Genomic DNA, 25,163 nt, shown 5'->3' with positions numbered 1-25,163 from the left:
GCTAATTATTTTTGAATAGTTACAAATACAACTTCGCTTTCTTTAGCCTTTTTAGTGATGTTGGCACCTAATAGCAATACTTTATCATCATGGTCTAAAAGTATCGTATCGTTAAATTTCAATCCCCAACTTTCATTTTTTAACGATTCATATTTGATATTTTTACTAGCCATATCATAAATGATAACTGATGGTGCAGTAATCACTTGCTTAGATTCTTTTGGAGTAATAGTTCCAGCTTTTTTATCCCATTTATTATATTCGGTTACATCTTGTATAATCCAATACATGGTATTTTTGTCTTTAGAAAAAGTAAAATATCCTTTAGAATAATCAGCCTCTTTAACTATGTATTTTTCTAAATCTCCATTCTGGTTAAATATTGCATTAATCAAAGCGTTCTCACGTTGGGCTCCTATATAAATTTGGCCGCTGTAAATAAACTTACCGTTAATTACATCCATTTGTAAATCTGTAACTCTAAAGCATAATTCTGGCTTCACCTTCTCTCCGTTTACATTTACTAAAGCCGCTTGTATATTTTGTTGAGTAATGCATTTCACGTAGGCTAGTTTACCACCTTCTATTTTCGCAATTTGTACATTTGGATAATCCTCGGCTTTAGGTACAGTAAAATCTGCATAAATGTTATGAGCTTTTCCTGCCTCGCCAAACAAATAAACAGCTCCGTTTTTTTCTAAAACTTGGGTAATGTTCCATTGAGAGTTTGGTGCCGTAATGGTTAATTGTTCTTTGGTTTCGTAAGTTATTCCATCAACTCTGATGTATTCATACTGGTTAGCAGGCACAAGTTTACCTGGAGATTTCTTATAATTGATTGGTCTGGTCAAAAAAACATAATCAAATTTACCTGGGGCGATTTCTATCTCTTTTCCATAAACTAAGCATTGATAATCAAAAGTAAATACCTTCTCTTTTAAGATTTGTGCTTCTGCATTGTATTTTCTAAAAACATTATGTGTTTTTGTAGGGTCTGGATTTACATTACCGGTATTAAATAATACATTTCCTTCATTGGGTACAGGATGATTAAACATGGGTATCCAAAGTTGCCCTTTAGCTTCTTTAACATCTGTAGCACTAACTTTATAAACTGTGGCATTTTCTGAGCAAAAGCCTCCACCAGTTTTACCTACTTCAGCATTTAATTTTAAACCTATATAAGAAACGCCAAGCTTAAAACCTGTTAAACCAGAAGTACCCGAAATGATATTTTGAAACATGTAAGAATTATCAATTGGGCCTGAGGGCATGGCTATACCTCCGGCTAAATTGGTAATGTTATTCATCAAAACTTGATATTTTCTACCTAAAACAATTTCATTGTTCTTTAAGGCTTCCTCTGTGTTAGAATAGTTGTTTTTTTCGGTATTGATATAATTAAAATCACTATCGAAATTTAATTTATCAATATTCCATTTCACACCTTTAAAAGTGATGGTGTTAAATCCGCTAGACGCATCACACACAGCTTGTGAAAACTTAATATAAGTTTTTTGAGATTGTTCATCAACACCAGCATCAATAATTTTCCAGCCTTTATGTTTGTTTTGAGATTCTAAATCTAAGCTTTTAGTGCTTACTTTTAATTGTGCAAATGCCGAGCTTCCTGCTACAACCATCAATGCAATAAGTAGTAATTTTTTCATTTTATTTTGAGATTTGATTATCTCAAAAGTTCAACAAAATGTTATGGGCTTCAATAATACATATGTAGTATTTGTTGTTATATTAAACTGTTGGGAAGTAAATACATTAAATAAAAAAAGCTGCTCTAAATATGAAGAGAACAGCTTTTTGAATCAAAATATTTGATATTAATCTGCTATAAAGTAGCAATTACTAAACGTTCATTACTAGAATCCTTATCATCATGGTTAAAAATAATGTACTTTCCATTTGGCGATATTTGATAATTTCTTACGCCAGTATTTGGAATTGTAGCATTTAAAGCAGGGAAATTACCCATTACGTTATTTCCATCAAGGTCAAAAAAGAACAAACCTGTCTTTGTTTTAGTACTCGTTGTTATGGTTGTTGCAGTCTCTTTTCTTCTCTCCCAGTAATAAAGGTAAGCAACTACATAGCCTTTTCCTGGGGCATAATGTATATCCAAACTTGTATCCTCTCCCTCTAAAGATTTTTTAATCCTTTTAATAGTTTCATCTTTCTCACCAGTTTGTAAGTTTAATTGATAACCTTCATAATTACAGGAAATAATACGAGGGCTACCCATAGAACTTTTAAAACCACTTGCACATTCAAATTTCCTTACAAATTTGTTAGCTGTCAAATCATATATTTCTATATTACCGGGTTGGGTTTTGGTTGGTTTATTGAAAACTATTATCTCATCCAAACCAATAAAAGTACTTACGTGGTAGGCTATGTATGGAGATTTTCCATCAGGAAGTTTTTTAACCGTTATTTTACCAGTAGATAAGTCTGCAGATTTTACAACTTCGTTTTCATCTATTAATGCCTTGGTTTTGTTCTCTATAAAAAATAAGCTTTTTCCATCCCTAGAGAATGCTATTTGTCCCATTTCTACATAAGCGTTTATAGCTACAGAGTGCTCACCAGGTTTTTGAAGTAAGACATCTTCTGGTGCAGTTTGCCAATTATTAATTACTCTTACTTCGCCTTTACTAAGTACTACCGCTAATTGATTTGTATTCTCTGGGTTGCAAACAACTTTACCATAAAATGAATAAAGACCTGTTTTCTTGATTTTGAATACTTTTACTTCACTTTTTAGTTTTAATGAGTACACTATAAGCCTACCTTCTTCCTTTTCTTGAGCGTTAACAAGAAATAAATAATCTCCGTTAGGCGTAAATAACATATTATCGTTATTTACATAAGGGATGTAATTAATAGGCTTTCCTCTTAAAAGATCTCCTTTTATAACCGCATACTGCTTAGGGTTAATACTTTGCGCAAATAAGCCTGTAGCCAGCAAACTAAATGCAATTATTAATAATTTTTTCATTTTTTTTTTGAGATTTGATTACCTCAAAAATTCCCCTATTTAACTACTATTTCAATAACGCATTTGTAGTATTCTATTTATAAGATTTTATTTTCTAAACTTAATTTATACAGCAATTTTAGCTAAGCTACTGTCATCTTGACACGCCACATAGCTTTGGAACAAGCATTGATAGGTGGCTATTATAAACTGTAAATAGATAAAACAAAACATATCATGCAAGAAAAAGGAACCATTTCAATCCACACCGAGAATATTTTTCCGATTATTAAAAAATTCTTGTATTCGGATAATGAGATATTCTTAAGAGAATTAGTATCAAACGCTTCTGATGCTACACAGAAAATTAAAAGATTAGCTTCACTTGGGCAATATAACGGAGAGTTAGGAGAACTTCAGGTTGAGGTAGCTTTTGATGAAAAAAAGAAAACCATTACCATTAGTGATAATGGGATAGGGATGACTGCCGAAGAGATTAAAAAATACATCAACCAAATTGCCTTTTCTGGTGCTACAGAATTTGTAGAGAAGTTTAAAGATGCAAAAGACGCTAATGAAATTATCGGAAAATTTGGTTTAGGATTTTACTCGGCCTTTATGGTGGCAGAAAAAGTAGAAATTCAAACCCTTTCTTATCAGGATGGTGCAGAACCTGCCAGCTGGATTTGTGACGGAAGTACAGAGTTTGAAATTGCCCAAGGCACAAGAACCACCCGCGGTACTGATGTGATTTTATATATCAACGCTGATTCTGAAGAGTTCCTAAGTAAATACAAGCTTCAAGAAATATTAGATAAATACTTTAAATTTTTACCAACCAAGCTTGTTTTTGGCACTAAAACAGAAAGCGAACCAGACGGAGAAGATAAAGACGGTAAGCCACAATATAAATCAGTAGAGAAAGAAAACATCATCAACGGCGCTAAACCTATTTGGACTTTAGCACCTGCCGATTTAAAAGACGAAGATTACCTGCAATTTTATAAAGAGCTTTATCCTTTTTCAGAAGACCCGCTATTTTGGATTCATCTAAATGTTGATTATCCTTTCAATTTAACCGGTGTTTTATACTTCCCTAAACTTAAAAATGATGTAGAGTTTCAACGTAATAAAATCAAATTGTTTAGCAGACAAGTTTTTATTACAGATGAAGTAAAAGATATTGTGCCAGAGTTTTTGATGCTATTACATGGCGTTATAGACTCGCCAGATATTCCGCTAAACGTTTCTAGAAGTTTCTTACAAGCCGATGGAAATGTTAAAAAAATCAATAGCTATATCACTAAAAAAGTTGCCGAAAAACTTGCCGAACTCTTCAAAAAAGACCGCCCTGCTTACGAGCAAAAATGGAACGATATTGGCATTTTCGTAAAATACGGAATGATAAGCGAAGAGAAGTTTTACGAAAAAGCAAAAGACTTTGGCTTATTTAAAAATACCGATAACCAATACTTTACTTTAGAAGAATACAAAGAAAAAGTTAAAGCAACACAAACAGATAAAGATGGTAATGTGGTTTATTTATACACCATAGACCCCGCCAAGCAAGATGCTTTTATACAATCAGCTAAAAAGAAAAATTACGATGTATTATTGATGGATACTCCTATTGATAATCATTTTGTAAGCCATATAGAGCATAAGCTAGAAAAAGTTCAATTAAAACGTGTTGATGCTGATGTTGCCGATAAATTAATTGATAAAGGCGAAAAACTTGAACACGCTTTAAGCGAAGATCAAACTAAAAAAGTTAAAGAGATATTTGAAAAAGCTATCAACAAACCAGCTTATCAGGTAAATATTGAGGCTATGAACCCAGAAGAATTGCCAGTTACTGTTACGATGGACGAGTTTATGCGTCGTATGAAAGATATGGCTGCTATGGGTGGTGGAATGAGCTTTTATGGCAACATGCCTGATAGTTACAAAGTTGCTATCAACGGAAATCATAAACTGGTAAGTAAGATTTTACAAGCAGAAGATGAAAGTACACAAGCCGAATTAGCAAAACAAGCATTTGATTTAGCTTTATTATCACAAGGTTTATTAACCGGAGCAGATTTAACAGCTTTTGTAAACAGAAGTGTTTCTTTAATCTAAGAGATTCCTAAATACACTATAAAAGCTTCCTTAGCCATAGGGAAGCTTTTTTTATTTTATATGATGTTTGTTGGCCATGTAAAAAAATAACATGGCAAAGATTTTGTTTTATACATCTAAAAATAAGCAACTATGGAAACGCAAGAAAAACACTGGGAATCTGGTCCTAACCAAGATCATTTAGATAAAAGAGTTAAAGAACAAGCAGAAAGAGCTCTTAAAGAATCAGAACGCCGTAAAGAAAACTTAGACGATAAAGGAGAGGGGAGTTATAAAGAGAAAAACGGCGATGAAGATGAACAATATGAAGGTTTGGAGAACGAACCTAAATTAGATCAAAAGCCTACTCATCCGCAAACGGAGGAGTAGAACACATTTATCATGATAACAATCTCTAGCAGGTATATAACACCTGCTAGCGCTGTTTTAAGAAGCTATTTAAGTTTTACCTCACCGGTTTCGGAAACACAATGGCACTTTCATGTCCATCAGCATCTACAGCCTGTACACCAAAAAAGTAATTGTCTTTAGAATATGGTAAAGTGTGCTGGGTGGAATTCACATAAAATTTCTTTTCCCAAAAAGCTGAAGTCGTCTCACGCATCAAAATATAATAACCAGCTGCATTTCCGCTTTTAGGTGCTTCCCATTTTAGGGTGGTTTTATTGGTTAAATCACTAGTTAAAATACCCACATTTTGAGGTTCTGAGGGTGCTTTAGCAATATTTGCCAGTACAGCTAAATTCATCCTACCAACTTTCTGGATATAATTATAATCTGCAAACTCTGGTAAATCACCGTAATCTCTACCATTTTCTGTTCTAATATCTTGATGCTGTCTATCAAAATTTTCATTCATTTCTGTAAACCTAACAGCAGTAAAACCTTCTAAAGAAAAAGGCGTATGGTCTCCTCCTCTTAAATAACGGTCTCTTCTGTAAATAAGCTTAACATCTAGTTGGTCTACATAACGTTCTGCAATTTCTTTCACATAACGAGAAAACTGCCTGGCCGGACTATCGTTTTCCCCACCTACAGAAGTTCTTAGGGCTGCTTGTTCTTTGGTTTCTACAGCAGGCACACCCTCGCTAAAAACCCTAACAGAGCGGTTATCTTTTAAATCGGTTTCGCTACCGTAGGTGTTTCCAACAATATCGTTGGTAATCATAGCATTAATATTCCAGCCCTCTGCTTTAGCTTTTTTAGCTAAATGAGTGGCACCGTATAAGCCTTGTTCCTCGCCAACGGCAGCCATAAAAATAATAGTGGCACTAAACTGGTATTTACTCATGATACGGGCTAGTTCTAAAGAAATAGCCGTTCCAGAGGCATCATCTACCGCACCTGGGGCTTTGCTTTTAGCATCATTTACATCAGAAGCTCTAGAGTCATAATGACCAGAAATGATGAAAACTCGATCATCATTTGGATTTGTTCCCGGCAAAGTTGCCAAAACATTTTTAAGAACAGCATCTTGTTTTATTCTACGTCCGTCTGCCGGTTGGATAAAAGTATCAAAATCAACTTTAAGTCTACCGCCAGATGCTTTACTGTATTTTTCAAACTCGCTTTTAATCCAATTTCTGGCAGCACCAATACCTGTAGTTTTACTTATGGTATCACTTAAAGTATGTCTGGTACCAAAACTAGCGAGTTTTTTAACCAGTATTTCTATGTTTTGAGCAGATACTTCCTCTACCATTTGCTGTATTTGAGGGTCTCTTTTTACGGTAGTTTGCCCAAAGCTTTCTGTGAAAACAAATAATAAGGCTACAATCCCTGCAATTCTCATATTGTTATTTGGTTAGTGTTTGAGTTTAAAATAATGAACCTCAAAAAAGCCAATAAGTTTATAGCCCAAGAATATTATTTTTCTAAGATGCTTAATTGCGCTATAATCTCATTTTGTTTTACGTAATAGGGTTTTTGATGAATAATAGCTTCGTAAACATGATCGAACAAGTGCATATAGTTTGCTTGTTTTGCTTTTAGCAATTCTTGATGTTGTTGATTTTCATCATCATAATACACTAAAACACCCTCGCTATTTGGTTTTTCTATACCATAGTTATCATCTAAGGGCTTAATGCCAGCTAATAATTGTTCTTCCTGCACATCAGTCCGGTGTTTAGTGAAACTTCCTTTGGTACCATGTAAAACATAGCTAGGTAAAGGGTTTGCAACTAATAAACTGGTGCTGATGTATACATTTAAACCATTTTTATATTTCAGATGTACATGAGCATAGTCATCAACCTCTGTAATAGGGCGATTATTACCATAAGTTTTAACAAAATCATCAGGCACACCAAATAAACTAATGGCTTGGTCTATGATATGTGCACCCAAATCATACAGAATACCAGCCCCAGGCATAGCTTGTTCTTTAAAAAACTTATGGCTAACCTCTGGGCGATATCTATCAAAACGGAAATGAGCCTCAATAATATTTCCTAATTTTTTACTATCCAAAACCTCTTTTACAGATAAATAATCGCTATCAAAACGTCTATTTTGATAAGCAAAAACCTGTAAATTTTTTCTAAATGCCAAGGCAAAAAGCTCTTCTGCTTCTGCTTTTAGTACAGACAAAGGTTTCTCTATAAGTATATGTTTACCCGCGTTTAATGCAGCTTTAGCATACTCATAATGTGTAAAATTGGGTGTATTTATTACAATCAATTCTAAAGATTCATCAGCCAAGAGGTTTTCGTGATCTCGGTATTGTATAATGTACGGATAATCTTTTATTGCCTCGTTTTTGCTACGTTCTACAATAGCAACTAATTCAAAACCCAGATGTTGGTCTAAAAAAGGAGCGTGAAATACTTTACCAGACATTCCGTAGGCCATTAGGCCGGCTCTAATTTTTCTTTCCATGATTATTTTATTGATACAGTAACAGGTATAGCATGTTCGCTTTCGTTCTTTAAACGGTCTAAAGCAGTAACTACATACGTGTATTTTTTTCCTTTCATAACCTGTTGGTCTTCCCAAGAGGTAATAGCGCCATAAAATACTTTTTTAATAGCCGCCGCCTTATCTATATCTAAGGGCTCGTTATCTTCAAATCTGTAAACCACAAATCCGTAAGCACCCTCACCATCTTTAGCTTTAGCAGGTAATTTCCAACTTAACAAAACACTTTTGTTGGTTTGTACGGCTAATAAATTTTCTGGTCGGCTTGGTGATACAGAATCTAACCAAAGCATGGGAGGTGGAAGTGCCTGATATTGATAATAGTTGCTTTTTAAAGTGTCTGATATGCCTTTGAGATTTGTATTTAATGATTTAGAGCTAAAATATACACTGCCCTGTACCCTATTATTTAAACGGTTATAAACAATTTGACTAGGCATTTGTGTAGGATTTCTCCAGCCAATATCTTTATTATCGCTTAAGCGATATGCACCTTGGCCAATATATAAGTGCCTTCCGTAGGCATTATTGCTCCACCAGTCAACCAGTTTATTATAAGGAGCAGCCATGGTACTAAAAGCCCAATAAATTTGTGGGTTAATATAATCTACCCAACCCTCTTTAACCCATTTTCTAGAATCGGCAAATAAACCATAGTAAGAATCTCCACCATTAGTTTCAGAACCTTCTGGATCTTGTTTTTTGTTCTTCCAGATGCCAAACGGACTAATCCCAAATTTTACATATTTTTTATGATGTTTAATGCTATCACTAACCATTTTAATCAGTTGATCTACATTATCCCGGCGCCAGTCTGCTATGTTTTTAATACCATGATGATAAGCTATATAAGCATCCGTATCATCAATAGTTTGACCTTTTATAGCGTAAGGATAGAAATAATCATCAAAATGGATACCATCAACATCGTAATTTTTAACCACATTCATAATCACCTGAGTAATGTATTCCCTAACATCGGGTAAACCCGGATTAAACATTTTTTTACCAGCATAGGTAATAAACCATTCTGGTTTTAAATTGGTAATATGATTTTTATGAAGCTTACTAAACTGGCTATCAAAAGTTGCCCGGTAAGGATTAAACCAAGCATGTAGCTCCATCCCTCTTTTATGACATTCTTGAATGGCAAACTCTAAGGGGTCATAAAATGGTTCTGGTGCTTTACCTTGTGTACCGGTTAACCACATAGACCAAGGCTCTGTACCCTTTGCATAAAAAGCGTCTGCTGCTGGCCTTACTTGAAAAAATACTGCATTTAAACCTTGTTCTTGATGTTTATTTAAAATATGAATAAGTTCTTCTTTTTGCTGGGTACTTGTTAAAGTAGATTTAGATGGCCAATCAATATTTACGACAGTTGCTATCCAAACACCTCTAAATTCTCTTTTTGGACTGTACAATAACTGGGCATTAACACTAATTTGGTTAATGACTAAATATAAAATAGTTGTGAGCAGGATTTTATTCATGAATACGGATTGAATTTCAAAACGATAAAGATAATCATCTGGAAACGTTTAATGAGGTAGAATTTAGCGTTTAAACTTGTAGTATTAAAAATTCCATTTATTTTTAGCAAAAAAACCAAAAAAGTAAATTAAACCATTTGTATTTGCTGTAACATTACTGATGGAATAATATTTGCTTAACAAAACCAAAATTAACGTAAACGCAAGAGGAGAACATGGAAACTCAAGATCAAAAGAAAAAAGACACCAATAAGATTTACTTTCTTATTGCTGTAATTGTTGCCCTTTTAGGCTTAAACGCTTATTTATTTATTCAGAAAAATAAATCTGATAAGCGTATTGTAACCGTTAGTGACGAGCGTACTGCTTTGCAAACAGAGTTAGAAAAATTAGAGACAGAGCTTGAGCAGGCAAACAATACAGGTACCCAGTTATCAGAAGAATTAAAAGCAAAAGATGAGGAGCTAAGAGCAAAAATTGCGCAACTAAGACAAGCTTTAAATAGAGGGCAATTAACAGCAGGAGAGCTTTCCAAAGCCCGTGAAGATGTTAAACAATTAAGATATTTTGTAACTAAATATACTACTGATATTGACGAGTTACAACAGAAAAATGCAGCCTTAACACAAGAAAGAGACAGTTTAAAATCAACTGTAAATACAGTTAGTAAATTTGCTGAGAATTTATCTAAAGAAAACGACTCTTTAAATAATAAGGTAAAAGCAGGTGCGGCTTTAAAAGCAAGTAATGTACAAATTATACCTTTAAGGGTTAAATCTAGCGGTAAAGAAACAGATGTAAGTAGAGCTAGCTCAACACAAAAAATTAGAATTACCTTTACCATCAATACCAATCCGATTGCTACCAAAGGCATGCATGATATTTATTTAAGAGTTATAGACCCTGCCGGAAATTTAATTATTGGTGAAGGCGGCATGTTTATGGCCAATAACCAAGAGTTACAGTACACCTATAAAACGGCTATAGAGTTTAGTGGAGAAGCTAAAAGTTTTAACTTAGATTGGACCAACAGAAGCACTTTTGAACCAGGAAACTATACTGTTTTATTATATGCAGATGGTGCAACAATGGGTAGGGGTGGCTTTACCTTAAGATAATATTAAAAAATATAAAACAGAGAAGGCGGATGAAAATCCGCCTTCTCTGTTTACAAACCTTAAATTTTGATAAATAAATCCTCTTTAGATTTTCTTACTTTTTTGTAGTGTTGGTAGCCATCTTCTGCAGAACGGTAACCTACTGCAGCAATAACCACACTGGTTAAGTTTAAAGCTGATAAACCTAATATTTCATCAAACTGCTCTACACTAAAACCTTCCATAGGACAAGCATCAATAGCTAATAAAGCTGCGGTTTCTAATAAAATGCCTAACGCAATGTAAGCTTGTCTGGCATTCCAAATTTGCAGCTGCTCTTGGGTTTTAGATGATACCGAGCCATTCATCATATCAACATAGCCTTGTATATCCTCTTTTTGGAGGCCTCTAGTAGCTGCTATATTATTGGCAAAATCATCAACATGGCTTAAATTAAAATCTTTGTACGTGGCAAAAACAATAATTTCAGAAGCATCTGTAATTTGTGTTTGGTTATAAGCTGCTGCTTTTAGTTGCTCTCTAATTTCCGGATTACTAATCACCAATACTTTATATGGCTGTAAGCCTAAAGAGCTCGGAGCAAGTTGTATAGCGCTTAACAATACATCAAGCTGCTCGGTACTTAATTTACGTGAAGCATCAAATGCTTTAGTGGCGTATCTCCAGTTTAATTTATCAATCAATTCTTGTGCATTCATATTTGAAATTTTTATAAACACAAAAATAAATGTTTAAACATTTATTGTATACTTTCCAATCAATATTGACACTTTTCTGATAGTATTAAACTTTTTTAGCAAATGTAATTTCTGATTCTGAACTAAAACTGGCTCTTAATTTTGGTAAGCTATCAGGATAATTTTTTTGTATAAAATCAATCAAATTTTCTCTGATGTAACATCTTAAATCAAATGCCTTAGATGAGTTGCCGGCACTCATTAAAGCCCTAATTTCTATAGTTTGTTCTTTAGCATCTGTTACCTGTATAATCTGTACTTTCTTATCCCATAAAGGAGTATGGTTTAATAACCTTATAAACTCTTGTCTTAAAGCATCTAATGGGATATTATAATCTGTATAAATGAAAACCGTTCCTAAAATATCAGAAGAGGTTCTGGTCCAATTCTGGAAAGGTTTTTCAATAAAATAATTAATGGGTAAAATTAACCTTCGTTGGTCCCAAATATGTAAGACCACATAAGTAAGCGTAATCTCTTCAACTCTACCCCATTCGTTTTCAACCACCAAAACATCATCAATACGGATAGGCTGTGTAAAAGCAATCTGAAAGCCTGCCAATAAATTTCCTAAAGATTTTTGTGCAGCAAAGCCAATAATAATCCCACCTATACCAACTCCGGTAAGTAAACCGGCACCTATTTTTCGCATACCCTCAAAACTAAAAAGTACAGCAGCTATAGTAAGGATGATGATAAATGCAACAAAAAATTTTCTGATAAATTGAAGCTGCGTAAGGATGCGCCTCTCTCTTAAATTATCATCTTTTTGTAGGCTGTAAGAGTGTAAAACAAAATCTTGTATAATGTTAATGATATTGATTAACAAATAGGCAAAGCCTATAATAAAAGCTATTTCTACACTTTTATTGATGATTTGGATAAAAACAGAACTTAGTTTTAACAAAGGAATCATCAAATAAAAAACAAACAAAGGAAACAATAAACTTAAAGGTTTGCTGGCATAACGTAGGGCCGATTGGATGAAGGAGAAACTTGTTTTATGTTGATGATAAGTGCTGGTTTTAAGAATCAAATGCTTTATTGCAGAACCCATAAGAAATGCAGCAATTAAAACAGTAAAATTCCAAACATAAGCTGGCATATAACCAGATATTTCCTGTAAATAACTACTTAAATTCTTCATGTAAAAACGTCTTTAATGATAAACCGGCAATAGTCATGCTAAATTTTATTTGCATGGTTTTTGTTTTTAATAGGTTTTTGAAGTTTTTATCCCTATCATCATGAGCAGAATTATTATCGTATCTAATAGATTACCCGTAAAAATTTCTAAAGAAGAAGAAAGTTTTAAATTAAAATTGAGTGAAGGAGGGCTGGCAACCGGCTTAGGCTCTGTATATAAACAAAATGACAATATTTGGATAGGCTGGTGTGGTACAGAAATTACTGACGACAACGAAAAATCCCAAGTTACAGCATTACTTCAGAAAGAAAACTTGTTACCAGTTTTTTTAAGCGATGAAGAAATTCTTAATTATTACGAAGGCTTTTCTAACGAAATTCTTTGGCCAATTTTTCATTATATGAGTACCTACGCCCAGTTCGAACAAAAATATTGGGACTATTATCAAACCGTTAACGAGAAATTTAAAAATCAAGTTTTGGCCGTAGCAAAACCCGGAGATACCATCTGGATTCATGATTACCAACTATTACTACTCCCAAAATTGATCAGAGATGAGTTAAAAGATGTTTCCATAGGCTTTTTTCAACATATCCCTTTCCCGTCTTTTGAGCTTTTTAGGTTAATACCTTGGCGGGCCGAATTGTTAAACGGAATGCTAGGGGCTGATTTAATTGGTTTCCATACTTATGATGATGTAAGGCATTTTACCAGCTCGGCAACACGTTCTATTCCCGTTCATGCAACGGCAAATATCATTCAGGTAGCTGATAGAAATGTTTTGGTTGACGCTTTCCCAATGGGTATTGATGCCACAAAATTTGAAAGTTTAACAAAAGACAACAAAGTACAAGAAGAAATTTCTATTTATAATGAAGTTTTAAAAGACGCTAAAATGATACTTTCTGTAGACCGACTGGACTATAGCAAAGGAATTTTACAACGCCTAATGGCTTTTGAGAAAGTATTAACAGATAATCCTGAGTATATAGAAAAAATCTCTTTACACATGATTGTTGTACCATCAAGAGATAGTATACCTCAGTATAAAGAACTTAGAGATGATATTGATAAAATGGTTGGCAATATCAATGCTCGTTTCAGAACATCATCCTGGCATCCTATCCATTATTTTTATCGTTCTTTCCCGGTAGAAACACTGGTTGCTTTATACAGCAGGGCAGATATTTGTTTGGTTACCCCAATGCGAGACGGGATGAACCTTGTAAGTAAAGAATATATTGCCAGTAGAAAAGATAATGGTGTTCTTATTTTAAGTGAAATGGCAGGTGCGTCTAAAGAACTTACCGATGCACTTATCGTAAACCCTAACAATTTGGGCGAAATGTACCGAGCCATTATTCAGGCTTTAGAGATGCCAGAAGAAGAACAAAAATTAAGAATGCTGGCATTAAAAGATGTAGTTAATAAATTTGATATACACCATTGGGTAAAGATATTTATGGATCAATTAAAAGATGTTAAAGTATCAGAAGGTATAAGAAAAGCTAAAAGTGTAAATGCTCATACACAAGAAACCTTTATCAGGCAAATGCAGCAAGCACAAAAAAGAGTTTTCTTTTTAGATTATGATGGTACTTTGGTTGGCTTTAAAGCCGAAATTGATAAAGCTTATCCTGATGATGAATTGTATGAACTTTTAAACAGGCTGAATACAAACCCTCGTAATCAACTGGTAATCATAAGTGGTAGAAAGCATGAAACCTTGGAGCAATGGTTTGGACATTTAACCATTGATTTAATTGCAGAACATGGCGCTTGGTATAAAATAAATGGACAACGTTGGGCAACTATACCAGGTTTATCCGACCACTGGAAAACCAAAGTAAGAGCTATGTTAGAAGCCTACTCAGACCGTACACCAGGTTCTTTTATAGAAGAGAAACGCTTTTCTTTAGCATGGCATTTTAGAAAGGTAGAAAAAGGTTTGGGCGAGTTAAGGGCTAATGAGCTAGAAAGTAATCTGCGCTACTTAACCCGCGAAATGGGTTTACAGGTATTGGCAGGAAATAAAGTTTTAGAAATCAAAAGTAGCGATATCAATAAAGGTAAGGCAGCCTTTTCTTATTTACTAGATAAAGATTTTGATTTTATTATGGCCTTAGGTGATGACCATACTGATGAAGATACCTTTCAGCAATTGCCTCAAAACGCTATCACTATAAAAGTTGGCAGTAGCGTATCGGCCGCAAATTACTATGTCAACAGCGTAGAAGAGGTACGTACTTTACTTAAAAAGTTCCTCGCTTTTTAGCCACTTTTTTCTTGAAAAAAAAGTGGCTAGGGAGGGCCGTCTATAAGGCCGGAAAGCCTTGTGTGAATACCTGATTTTTAAATTTTGTAAGCAATGTCGATAGTAGTTGAAGTTGAGACCTATTATTAGGTTTGACTTATCTAATAATAATATCATTACTTAAAAATCACAAATACAAAGGCCTATTCAATTTATTAGATATCCTGTAAGCAGCATTCATTAAACCAACATGGCTATAAGCCTGTGGAAAATTACCCCATTGGCTACCCGTTTCTTCGTCAACATCTTCGCTAAAGAGCATCAAGTGGTTAGCATATTTCATCAATTTTTCAAACTCTCTCACAGCATCATCTACACGACCAACACAAGCTAGTGCCTCTACATACCAAAAAGCACATATTAAAAAAGTAGTTTCTGGTTTTCCAAAATCATCAGCATGTAAATAGCGATAGAACAATCCATTTGGTGTTTTTAACTCATTTTCTAAAGCTATTAAATGGTTCTTCGCCCTTTCAGATTGCGGGTCTAGGTAATTCATCATAATCAACTGTAAAGTGCTGGCATCTAAATGCGGACTACCAACTGCATGTGTATAAACTTTACGTACAGGATCATAACAATCTTCAATATGCTTTGCCGCTCGTTTCATCAAAGAAACGGCTTTTTCTTCCAATGCTTCGTCATTGATGGTTCTGGCAATTTTTGCTGCTGCGCTACAGCCCGCCCACTGGAAAAGATTACTATAACAATGTAAATAGGCACTGTTTCTAAACTCCCAAATACCAGCATCAACCTCATCTATGGTATGCTCTATTCTTTTTAAAGCTACTTCAACTAAAGAGGCAGAATCTTTCCTTTCCGAAAAAACAAAACGATGATCGGTATAAAGCGGAAGTAATGAAATTAAAGCCTGACCATAAATATCATTTTGGATATGTTCATAAGCTTGGTTACCAATTCTTACCGGACCGTTTCCCAAATAGCCTTCCAGATGATCAGCAATTTCCTCCACTAAATTTTTTTGTCTGGATATACTGTAAAGCGGTTGATAGCGTAAACCTTCTTCAAAAGATATATCAGTAATATAATCAAAGTATTTCTCTGTCTCTTCAAAATGGCCAATATGGTGTAGCGCATTAATGACATAATAAGTGTCTCTTAACCAGCAAAATCTATAGTCCCAATTTCGGCCACTCCCCGGAAATTCAGGTAAACTGGTGGTACTTGCGGCAATAATGGCTCCGGTATCTTCATATTGGTGTATTTTTAAGGCTAAGGCCGATCTTATCACCTGTTCTTGATAAAAATCTCCTATTGATGAACGTTTTATCCACGTTCTCCAATAACTGATGGTTTGGTTTAAGAACCTATCTGCTGTGGTTTGTATAGGGCCTTCCAAAGGCTCGCCAAATGTTAAAAACAGGTATAAAGTATCTTTAAGAATAAAGTATTGGTCTTCTAAAATATAAGAAAGCGGGGCATTGGTGGATAATCTTATCTTTTCACCACAGCCTATATATTCGATATGGTTTGAGCCTCTGATAACCTCTAGTTCACTTTTTCCATAATCATAAACAGGCTGGCATTTTATTTTAATATGAGGGTTACCCTCTAGAAGTTGTACCTTCCTAATCAACATCAAAGGTTTAAAGTACCTTTCAAATTGTTGAAAACGAGGGGCAAAATCTGTTACTTTATACCTACCACTAGCTGTCGTAATTTCAGTACACAATACATTGGTATTTTCTAAATAGTACTGTTTAGAAGTATATTCAGAAGAAGGCATGATAGAAAATTCACCACCCTTTTTACTGTCTAGCATACTTCCAAAAACAAAAGAACTATCAAATCTAGGCCAACATAACCAAGTGATATTGGTGTTTTTATGTACATGAGCTAAATAAGAGCAATTTCCTATAATACCAGTTTGGTAAGTATGTTTTTCCATAATAAATTTTTTAAAATAATTTAAACCCCTATTTATTAATAAAAATTATACCTATTGGTTTTAAAAAATCTAAAAAACTAATTATTTAAGCCTTGTTTTCTCTTTTGTCTGCGTTCTTGTCTTAGTTCTTTTGCAGATTTAGTAGTTGTATCCTTCGCATTAGGTTCAAAAATTTGCTTTAGAAACTTTTCTTTGGGTACAATAGTAGTATCTTTTTTAATTTTAAAAAGATTAAAAAGATTAGCCTCATCATCTTGCGCTAGGCTATCCGGAATGGTATCAGAAGGAGCTATTTGTAGTCTTAAACTTTCCCTTAACCGTACGCCATAATATCCGTAAACGCTAGAATCTGCTTGGGTATAACCTCTTCTCGCCATTAAGCCGCCAATCAAGTTGAAATAGCCTCTTAAATACGGTTTTAAACTGCCATCTGCCTGCCAGGCATATAAAGAAGATTTTGGTTTAGGTACAATATAAGCCAGGTAAATAGCCTCACCAATGCTCAATTGCGATGGGTGCTTACCAAAATAATAATTAGCCGCTTCGCTAATGCCATAAACATTTCGGCCCCACTCAATAATATTTAAATAAACCTCATACATCCGATTTTTCGAGCTCAGTTTTTCATGCTCAATCAACCAAACAATTAGTATTTCTTCAATTTTTCGAGCTAAAGTTTTTTGCCTGTTCAAATAGATATTTTTTACCAATTGCATTGAAATGGTACTACCACCTCTTTTAAAAGATTTTGCTTTAAAATTAGTAGCAATAGATTGCCTGATAGATTCCTCAACAAAACCATTGTGCGAGTAAAAAGATGGGTCTTCTGAAGTCAATAAAGCATTTTTAATATTTGGAGAAATATCCTGTATAGGTACATAATTTGGATTTTGCGGTCCCACGATGATATTTCTTACAGGTTTGCCTTTTTCATAAGGCGTATATACAAACTCTTTATTAATTTTTTGGAAATTGGTTTTACCAAATCTCGTAATCTTAAAATCAGGACTAGCGGTTAAAGAAGAGCTAAAAACAACATCATCTGGTTTTTTGCTATCCAAATAAAAGTTAAGATCATACTTTAATTTACCTTTTACTTGCATACCTTCTAAAGATTCAAACAAGCCATGCGGAAAAGCATTAAAAATTTCTTGTGCGTCTTGTTCTTCGGTATTTAACTTAAGCTCGTAAATTTTATGTTCTCCCAAGGTAAGTTTTACAAAAGGATGAATGCTAGCTTTACCCAAATGCACTACCGAACTACTATCAACCGCAACACTGTTTTTCCCGATAATCAATTTGGCATCTAGGCTTCCATCAGGTACAATGATATCATTAGCTGCAATTTTTGGGTGGTTAATCAATAAATTTTTGACCGACCAATTACCGGTAATCTCAAAATCAGAGCCTGATTTTTCTGCGCTGCTCATCACAGTTCGTACAGTGTCAAAATTTAGTTTTAAGCCATATTTATTTTCCAAGTAAGGAAATTCCACCTTTTTATTGTTGGCATAAAGTTTTAAATCAAGTTGTTGGTCGCTAGGCTCTGCTGTACCGTCTACATGCCAAGTTGCTAAATTATCATTAATCAAGATGGTAGATTTTACATCATTATCTATGATAGTTGCTGTTTTTGTTAGAATACTTAATTGTGTAGTATCTTCTTTATAGGTGATTTTAAAATCTTGGATAGCCATATCATCAGGTATTTTATCTAATGCCTGGTGAATAAGTTTATGGGCTAAATCTGCCAAGTCAACCTCTTTTTTCTCTGTTTTTGTAGTGGTATCTTTCTTAAATAAGAAGTCGTAGTTGCTTATACTATCTCTCTTTACCAAAGAGATAAGCGCATGATTAAGCTTCAGTTCAGATATCTTAATATCCCCGAAAAGAAGTGGAAAAAGTTTTATACCCACCGTAAAATCGGTAATATTTGCTAAAGAATCTCTTTCCTCTGGTATAACCGTAATGTTACTAAAATGTACAGTGCTTAAGCCAGAAAAGGCGTAGGAACCAATTTTTACATTTAAATTATACTTTGATTTTGCTTTGTTAACCGCTTTATTAACTACTTGTTCTAGTAAAGCTTCCCGCTTCAAATAAGCTATAATACCACCCGCAACAATCATCAAAAACACAACAGAAAGGGCAATCAAGACCGTTTTTTTGTGTTTAAATTGCTTAAATCTTCCTGTTAAAAATCTCATATAATATTTTGAAAAATATTAAAATCTTTTGATATAAAAATTGAACACGCCAAATTATCTCAAAAACAGCACCGAAACAAAATTTTAATTATAAGCCTTTTGTTAATTTTACTGGAAATTACAAAACGATGTTTACTAGAGAACAAGTATTAGATGCTTTAAGAAATGTAGAAGATCCAGATTTGAAGAAAGATTTGGTGACACTTAATATGATAGAAAACCTGGTGATTGATGGTTATAACATCAGTTTTTCTGTAGTACTTACAACGCCGGCTTGTCCTATGAAAGACATTTTAGAAAACGCTTGTAGAAATGCGATTAAACATTTTGTAAGTCAAGATGCGGTACTCAACATCCACATGACAAGTCGTGTAACCACACCTAAAACACAGTTTTCTGCACAAATTAAAAATATCATCGCAGTAGCCTCAGGTAAAGGCGGAGTAGGGAAATCTACCGTTGCAGCAAATTTAGCCATAGGTTTAAGCTTAACTGGTGCCAAAGTAGGCTTGATAGATGCTGATATCTATGGACCATCAGTACCTATCATGTTTGGCTTAGAAGATGCCAAACCCAATGCAAGCGAGGTTAATGGAAAAACCAGCATAGAGCCTATAGAAAAATATGGCATCAAACTATTATCCATCGGCTTTTTTACAGATCCAGGTCAACCCGTTCCATGGAGGGGTCCAATGGCTTCTACTGCTGTGAAACAGCTTTTTAACGATGCTGATTGGGGAGAATTAGACTATCTGATTGTTGATTTGCCACCCGGTACAGGCGATATTCATATCACCATTACCCAAACTTTCCCTATAGCTGGGGCGGTTATTGTAACTACACCACAACAAGTAGCTGTGGCCGATGCCACTAAAGGAATTGGCATGTTTATGATGAATAGCATTAACGTACCTATTTTAGGTGTGGTAGAAAATATGTCTTATTTCACGCCTGCCGAACTGCCAAATAACAAATATTATATTTTTGGTAAAGATGGTGGTAAGCAAATGGCAGATAAGTATAATGTACCCTTCCTTGGCGAATTACCTTTGGTACAAAGTGTAAGCGAAGCAGGAGATAATGGAGAACCTATTATTTTAGCCGATAAAGGTTTGGTAGCGCAGGCATACATCCAGCTTGCACAAAAAGTAGCACAACAATTGGCAATTAAAAATGACATGGCAAAAGCATAATTTTTCTTTTGATTTTGTTATTTTTAAAAAAAATTATCAATAATGGACCCGAAAGAGAATTTAAGGAACGAAGTAGAAGCAGCATTAGATACCATAAGACCGTATCTTGAAGCTGATGGTGGGAATGTATCCGTAGAAGAAATTACAGATGATTATATCGTTAAATTAAAACTACTAGGTTCTTGTGGTTCTTGCCCAATGAGTATCATGACCTTAAAAGCCGGTATAGAACAAGCAGTTAAAAAGGCAGTCCCAGCTATAACCGCGGTTGAGGCTATTAACCTAACAGCAATGGATGACCCCGCGGCTGTATTGCCAGCAAACCTTCAATAATTTTACAATTTATTTTAAAACATATAAAAAGCCTTATCGTTAAAAGATAAAGGCTTTTTTCTTTAACACTATTTAACAGATAAATTAAGAAGCTTTTAATATTTTTATTTAAAAATAATGAGGAACATCTTAGTAACCATACTTTGTTTTTTAGCTACAGCTACTTTTGCACAAAGGGAGGCAAAACCTTTGGTGCAATTTTCTGGAGTTATTTATGACATTGATAGTAATACTGTGGTTCCTTATGTAACGTTAAATAATCTATCAGAAAAAAAGACTTATTCGGCTAATTATAAAGGTTATTACTCCTTTGTTGCCCATGAGGGAGATAGCATACAGTTTTCTTCTGTTGGATATAAAAAATTGGTATTGGTGATACCAAAAAATCTTACCGAGAGGAAATTTACAGCTGTTATTAAAATGAAATCAGACAATATCATGTTGCCTACAGTAAGGGTATTTCCTTGGGCAAGTTATGATGAATTTAAGAGAGATTTCTTAACCATGAAATTTGCTGATGATGATTTAGAAATAGCAAAAAAGAACCTTTCCAGCGAAAGCCTTAAAGATTTATATGTTTCTTTACCCAGAGACGGTACAGAAATGCAGTCTTTTAATTTTCAGAATAACCATATTGGTTTAACCAACAAAAATATGGTTCAAACCAATCCTCTGTTAAACCCATTTGCATGGGGAGCGCTTATCAAACAAATAACAGAAGGTAATAAAGAGAGAAACAAAAGATAAGGTGATAAACCTTATCTTTTTTTCTTTAAAGAGGGAAATCTCATTTTATAAGCCACTTTAACAGCTCCTTTAGAGATAGATTCTAATTTATTTTTTAGCATCGTTTTACGCAACAGGCTAATACGATCTGTAAAAAGCTTGCCTTCTATATGGTCATACTCGTGTTGTATAACTCTTGCTGCTAAGCCTTTAAAGCTTTCTTCTTTTAACTCCCAGTTTTCATTGTAATAAGATACAACAATTTCAGGCTTTCTACTTACATCTTCCCTAACATCAGGGATGCTTAAGCAACCCTCGTTAAATTTCCAAGGCTCACCAGTTTCTTCTAAAATACGGGCATTGATAAATACTTTTTTGAAATTACTTAATTCGGGTTCATCATCATCAAAAGGTGTAGCATCTATCACAAAAAGCCTAATGGGTAAACCTATTTGTGGAGCAGCTAAACCTACACCACTAGCCGCATACATGGTTTCAAACATGTTTTCTATCAACACATTTAAATCTGGATAATCTTGATGGATATCCAAAGCAACTTTTTTTAAAACAGGGTCTCCGTATGCAACAATGGGTAATTTCATGCTGTAAAATTAGTAAAAAAATAGTTTTTAATAAGTTTGATAGAACCTAAATGACATTACTACGTATTAAACCATGTATTTTTGATATATTTACCTAGCAATTTTCCTAAGTATGATGAAAAATTTACTTGTTATAATATTCATTTCTATAACTCATTTAGCTGCCAAAGCGCAGTGTACAGCAACTATTACGGCTGCAACATCAAATCCTACAAGTAATAGTGCCTGCTCAGATAACATCATTACCTACACCATTAATGGTGCAACAGGTGCCACTTCTTATAGCTGGACAATCACAGGAGCCTCTAGTAGCAGAATTTCAGATACGCAGTATACAGTTCTTATCCCAAATACTGTTGGCGCCATCATCAATATTTCCGTAGCTATTACTGGTGGCGTATGTAACGGCTCTACCATTTCAAAAAATATTACAGTTGCAGCTCAACCAACAAAGCCAATCATCAACAGGGCTGCAAATAGCAATACGTTAACAACACCTACAGTTGCCGGTGCTACCTATCAATGGTATTTTAACAGAACCCCTGTTGCTGGTGCTACTTCAAATTCCTTCCCTATTCAAAATACAGGGTTTTACGCAGTTGAAATTAAGAATAACGGAGGTTGCAGTACCTATTCTGATGATTTTACTTATTTCTCTACTTCGGTTAAAGAAGATCCAAAATTTGCTGGTTTTGCCTATTACCCCAACCCTGTAGAGACAGGAAATCCCTTAACCGTAATGTTTTCTGATACTTATGATATTGAACTTATAGACATAACCGGTAAATCAGTTTTAAACAAAAACAGCTTAAAAGGAAAGCAAGAGCTTGAAACAAATAGCTTAAATGCAGGTGTCTATCTTCTTAAGGTAGAAAGCGAGGGAAAGCTAGCCTTTAGAAAGATTATCATCAACTAAAACAGATTAATTAAGGTAAAAATTAAATGATGGTCAGGATCTTATGCTGACCATTTTTTTTGATATTTACACCCATACTTACCTTTATCATCCCTACCCCTTTTTGTTAGGAATTTTATTTTGCGCTACCTACAGTTTTTTACAACTTCGTAGACTAATAAAATTTACATGAGAGACCAACATATACAGCTTGTAGCGCAGGAACTAAGTATTGGTACCAAACAGGTTGATGCAACTTTAGCCTTATTAGACGAAGGTGCAACAGTACCTTTTATTTCCAGATACCGTAAAGAACTTACCGGAAGTTTAGACGAAGTTGAGGTAGCTACCATCAGAGACAGGATACAGCAGCTCAGAGAACTTGATAAAAGACGAGAAGCTATTCTTAAATCTATTGATGAGCAAGGTAAATTAACCGATGATTTAAGAAAGCAAATTATAGAAGCAGCTACCATGGCTGTTTTAGAGGATATTTACCTGCCTTATAAACCTAAACGTAAAACTAAAGCATCGGTTGCCCGCGAGAAAGGTTTAGAGCCCCTAGCCTTAAGTGTTTTAGAACAAGATAGAAACGACCCTGAGTTAGAAGCAGAGCAATATATCAATGAAGAAAAAGGTGTTTTGGCTGTTGCCGATGCTTTGCAAGGCGCAAGAGATATTATAGCAGAGCTCATAGCAGAAAACGCTGATGCGAGAGCTAAAATGAGAGATTTATTTTGGGAGAAAGCAACCTTAAAAGCAGAAGTTTTTAAAGGTAAAGAAGAGGAAGGCATCAAATACAAAGATTATTTTGAGTGGGAAGAGCCCTTAAAAACTGCTCCATCACACCGTATCTTGGCTATCCGTAGAGGGGAGAAAGAACTCATCTTAAAATTAGATATTTTACCTCCAGAAGAAGATGCTATAGAACTCTTAGAAAAACTTTTCATCAAGGCTAACCACGCAAAATCTCAGCAAGTAAAACTAGCCATAGAAGATGGTTACAAAAGATTGCTAAAGCCTGGTATGGAAACAGAAATCAGGTTATTGTCTAAGCAAAAAGCCGATGAGGAAGCAATAAAAGTGTTTGCAGAAAATGCTCGTCAGTTATTATTGGCAGCGCCAATGGGGCAAAAAAATGTTTTAGCCTTAGACCCTGGTTTTAGAACAGGCTGTAAATTAGTTTGCTTAGATAAACAAGGCAAATTATTAGAAAATACCACCATCTATCCTTTTACAGGAGCCGGAAATTTAAAAGAAGCCGAGCAAACTTTGGTTTACTTGGTTCATAAATATGAAATAGAAGCTATTGCTATTGGTAACGGAACAGCAAGTAGAGAAACCGAAGAATTTGTACGTAAGCAAGGTTTAAAAGATGTACAGGTGGTGATGGTTAATGAAAGCGGAGCTTCTATCTACTCGGCTTCAGAAGTTGCCAGAGAAGAGTTTCCAGATCATGACATCACCGTAAGGGGAGCCGTTTCTATTGGAAGAAGATTAATGGACCCATTAGCAGAGTTGGTTAAAATAGACCCTAAATCTATTGGTGTTGGGCAATACCAACATGATGTTGACCAAAATAAGTTGCAAACTTCTTTAGATGATACCATTATAAGTTGCGTTAATGCCGTTGGGGTAGAGCTAAACACCGCTTCTAAACAAATTTTAGCCTATGTATCAGGACTTGGTCCGCAATTGGCTCAAAACATTGTAGAATATAGAAACCTGCATGGAGCTTTTAAAAACCGAGAATCATTAAAAAAAGTTGCTCGTTTGGGCGATAAAGCTTTTGAGCAAGCGGCTGGATTTTTAAGAATCAGAAATGCCGAACATCCTTTAGATGGCAGTGCGGTGCATCCAGAGCGTTATGCATTGGTAGAGCAAATGGCTAAAGATTTGGGCTGTAAAGTGGAAGATTTATTAGTGAACGATGCTTTAAGAAAGCAGATAAACCTACAAAAGTACATTTCTGATGAGGTAGGTTTGCCAACACTAAAAGATATTTTAGCCGAGCTTGCCAAACCGGGGAGAGACCCACGTGAGCAATTTGAATCTTTCACTTTTGCCGATGGAATTAATAAAATTGAAGATTTAAGGGTAGGGATGAAAGTACCAGGCATAGTAACTAACATAACAAATTTCGGTGCCTTTGTAGATATTGGCGTTCATCAAGACGGTTTAGTACACCTGAGCCAAATGGCCGATAGGTTTATACAAAATCCTAACGAAGTTGTAAAAGTACAGCAAAGGGTAGAAGTTACCGTTACAGAAGTTGATGTTGCCCGTAAGCGTATAGCATTAAGCATGAAGGGTAATACAAGCCCGATAAAAAAGGCAGATAAGCCAGCTTTAAATCAAAAAACTGTTAATAAAGAAGGGTTTAAAAAGCCAGTACAAAAAGATGCTGAAACCGATATGCAGCATAAGCTAAAAGCCCTGATGGGTAAGTTTAAATAG

The 25,163-nt window shown here is 34.7% G+C and carries 19 protein-coding genes; 9 read left to right on the top strand and 10 right to left on the bottom strand.

Going from position 1 to position 25,163, the window contains the following annotated elements; genetic code table 11:
- Positions 1-5: 5 nt before the first annotated feature.
- Positions 6-1,670: a hypothetical protein gene (locus B2745_RS15315; protein ID WP_304068415.1), complete on the bottom strand. Its 1,665-nt coding sequence runs from the start codon at positions 1,668-1,670 to the stop codon at positions 6-8.
- Between the two features lie 176 nt (positions 1,671-1,846).
- Positions 1,847-3,013, bottom strand: coding sequence for a hypothetical protein (locus tag B2745_RS15310; protein ID WP_304068412.1), 1,167 nt, complete (start codon positions 3,011-3,013; stop codon positions 1,847-1,849).
- Positions 3,014-3,229: 216 nt separating this feature from the next.
- On the opposite strand from B2745_RS15310, the gene htpG reads away from it, so the two are divergent.
- Entirely contained in the window at positions 3,230-5,113 is a 1,884-nt protein-coding gene (gene htpG, locus B2745_RS15305; RefSeq protein WP_304068409.1) for a molecular chaperone HtpG, read from the top strand.
- A gap of 132 nt (positions 5,114-5,245) precedes the next feature.
- Positions 5,246-5,482: a hypothetical protein gene (locus tag B2745_RS15300; RefSeq protein WP_304068406.1), complete on the top strand. Its 237-nt coding sequence runs from the start codon at positions 5,246-5,248 to the stop codon at positions 5,480-5,482.
- A gap of 76 nt (positions 5,483-5,558) precedes the next feature.
- On the opposite strand, the gene B2745_RS15295 is transcribed toward B2745_RS15300, so the two are convergent.
- From B2745_RS15295 to B2745_RS15285, 3 genes are all read right to left on the bottom strand, one after another.
- Positions 5,559-6,905, bottom strand: a complete 1,347-nt coding sequence (locus B2745_RS15295) for a M20/M25/M40 family metallo-hydrolase (protein ID WP_304068404.1) — start codon at positions 6,903-6,905, stop codon at positions 5,559-5,561.
- A 74-nt stretch (positions 6,906-6,979) separates the two neighbouring features.
- The gene (locus B2745_RS15290; protein ID WP_304068401.1) at positions 6,980-7,993 is read right to left on the bottom strand and encodes a Gfo/Idh/MocA family protein; all 1,014 of its coding nucleotides are present in this window, start codon (positions 7,991-7,993) and stop codon (positions 6,980-6,982) included.
- Between the two features lie 2 nt (positions 7,994-7,995).
- Complete coding sequence (locus B2745_RS15285) at positions 7,996-9,525, bottom strand: glycoside hydrolase family 10 protein (RefSeq protein ID WP_304068398.1); 1,530 nt, start codon at positions 9,523-9,525, stop codon at positions 7,996-7,998.
- Positions 9,526-9,740: 215 nt separating this feature from the next.
- On the opposite strand from B2745_RS15285, the gene B2745_RS15280 reads away from it, so the two are divergent.
- Positions 9,741-10,643, top strand: coding sequence for a hypothetical protein (locus B2745_RS15280; protein ID WP_304068395.1), 903 nt, complete (start codon positions 9,741-9,743; stop codon positions 10,641-10,643).
- A gap of 59 nt (positions 10,644-10,702) precedes the next feature.
- Here the strand turns inward: B2745_RS15280 and B2745_RS15275 are convergent, their stop codons facing one another.
- Together B2745_RS15275 and B2745_RS15270 are read right to left on the bottom strand one after the other, a co-directional pair.
- Entirely contained in the window at positions 10,703-11,341 is a 639-nt protein-coding gene (locus B2745_RS15275) for an NAD(P)H-dependent oxidoreductase (protein WP_304068393.1), read from the bottom strand.
- A gap of 85 nt (positions 11,342-11,426) precedes the next feature.
- The gene (locus B2745_RS15270; RefSeq protein ID WP_304068391.1) at positions 11,427-12,527 is read right to left on the bottom strand and encodes a mechanosensitive ion channel family protein; all 1,101 of its coding nucleotides are present in this window, start codon (positions 12,525-12,527) and stop codon (positions 11,427-11,429) included.
- 100 nt (positions 12,528-12,627) lie between these two features.
- On the opposite strand from B2745_RS15270, the gene B2745_RS15265 reads away from it, so the two are divergent.
- The gene (locus B2745_RS15265) at positions 12,628-14,802 is read left to right on the top strand and encodes a bifunctional alpha,alpha-trehalose-phosphate synthase (UDP-forming)/trehalose-phosphatase (RefSeq protein WP_304068388.1); all 2,175 of its coding nucleotides are present in this window, start codon (positions 12,628-12,630) and stop codon (positions 14,800-14,802) included.
- A gap of 166 nt (positions 14,803-14,968) precedes the next feature.
- Here the strand turns inward: B2745_RS15265 and B2745_RS15260 are convergent, their stop codons facing one another.
- Complete coding sequence (locus B2745_RS15260; protein ID WP_026904510.1) at positions 14,969-16,750, bottom strand: glycoside hydrolase family 15 protein; 1,782 nt, start codon at positions 16,748-16,750, stop codon at positions 14,969-14,971.
- Between the two features lie 77 nt (positions 16,751-16,827).
- Positions 16,828-18,957: a biosynthetic peptidoglycan transglycosylase gene (locus B2745_RS15255; protein WP_304068385.1), complete on the bottom strand. Its 2,130-nt coding sequence runs from the start codon at positions 18,955-18,957 to the stop codon at positions 16,828-16,830.
- A gap of 128 nt (positions 18,958-19,085) precedes the next feature.
- Here B2745_RS15255 and B2745_RS15250 point away from each other — a divergent pair, with 128 nt between their 5' ends.
- The 3 genes from B2745_RS15250 (at position 19,086) to B2745_RS15240 (ending at position 21,230) form a co-directional block, all read left to right on the top strand.
- The gene (locus B2745_RS15250) at positions 19,086-20,150 is read left to right on the top strand and encodes an Mrp/NBP35 family ATP-binding protein (protein ID WP_304068383.1); all 1,065 of its coding nucleotides are present in this window, start codon (positions 19,086-19,088) and stop codon (positions 20,148-20,150) included.
- A gap of 42 nt (positions 20,151-20,192) precedes the next feature.
- Complete coding sequence (locus tag B2745_RS15245) at positions 20,193-20,483, top strand: NifU family protein (RefSeq protein WP_304068380.1); 291 nt, start codon at positions 20,193-20,195, stop codon at positions 20,481-20,483.
- Positions 20,484-20,600: 117 nt separating this feature from the next.
- The gene (locus B2745_RS15240; protein ID WP_304068377.1) at positions 20,601-21,230 is read left to right on the top strand and encodes a hypothetical protein; all 630 of its coding nucleotides are present in this window, start codon (positions 20,601-20,603) and stop codon (positions 21,228-21,230) included.
- A gap of 11 nt (positions 21,231-21,241) precedes the next feature.
- Here B2745_RS15240 and def read toward each other — a convergent pair whose 3' ends face one another.
- Positions 21,242-21,811 (bottom strand): peptide deformylase, encoded by a 570-nt coding sequence (def, locus tag B2745_RS15235; protein ID WP_304068374.1) that lies wholly within the window; start codon positions 21,809-21,811, stop codon positions 21,242-21,244.
- A 115-nt stretch (positions 21,812-21,926) separates the two neighbouring features.
- On the opposite strand from def, the gene B2745_RS15230 reads away from it, so the two are divergent.
- Complete coding sequence (locus B2745_RS15230; RefSeq protein ID WP_304068371.1) at positions 21,927-22,727, top strand: T9SS type A sorting domain-containing protein; 801 nt, start codon at positions 21,927-21,929, stop codon at positions 22,725-22,727.
- A gap of 168 nt (positions 22,728-22,895) precedes the next feature.
- Positions 22,896-25,163 carry a Tex family protein gene (locus B2745_RS15225; protein ID WP_304068369.1) on the top strand — a complete coding sequence of 756 codons (2,268 nt, stop codon included), beginning with the start codon at positions 22,896-22,898 and terminating at the stop codon, positions 25,161-25,163.

This window comes from Pedobacter glucosidilyticus, assembly GCF_002483235.1.
Classification (GTDB): domain Bacteria; phylum Bacteroidota; class Bacteroidia; order Sphingobacteriales; family Sphingobacteriaceae; genus Pseudopedobacter; species Pseudopedobacter glucosidilyticum_B.
Note: the sequence above shows the minus strand (reverse complement) of the source record. Positions and strands in the feature narration are given on the sequence as shown.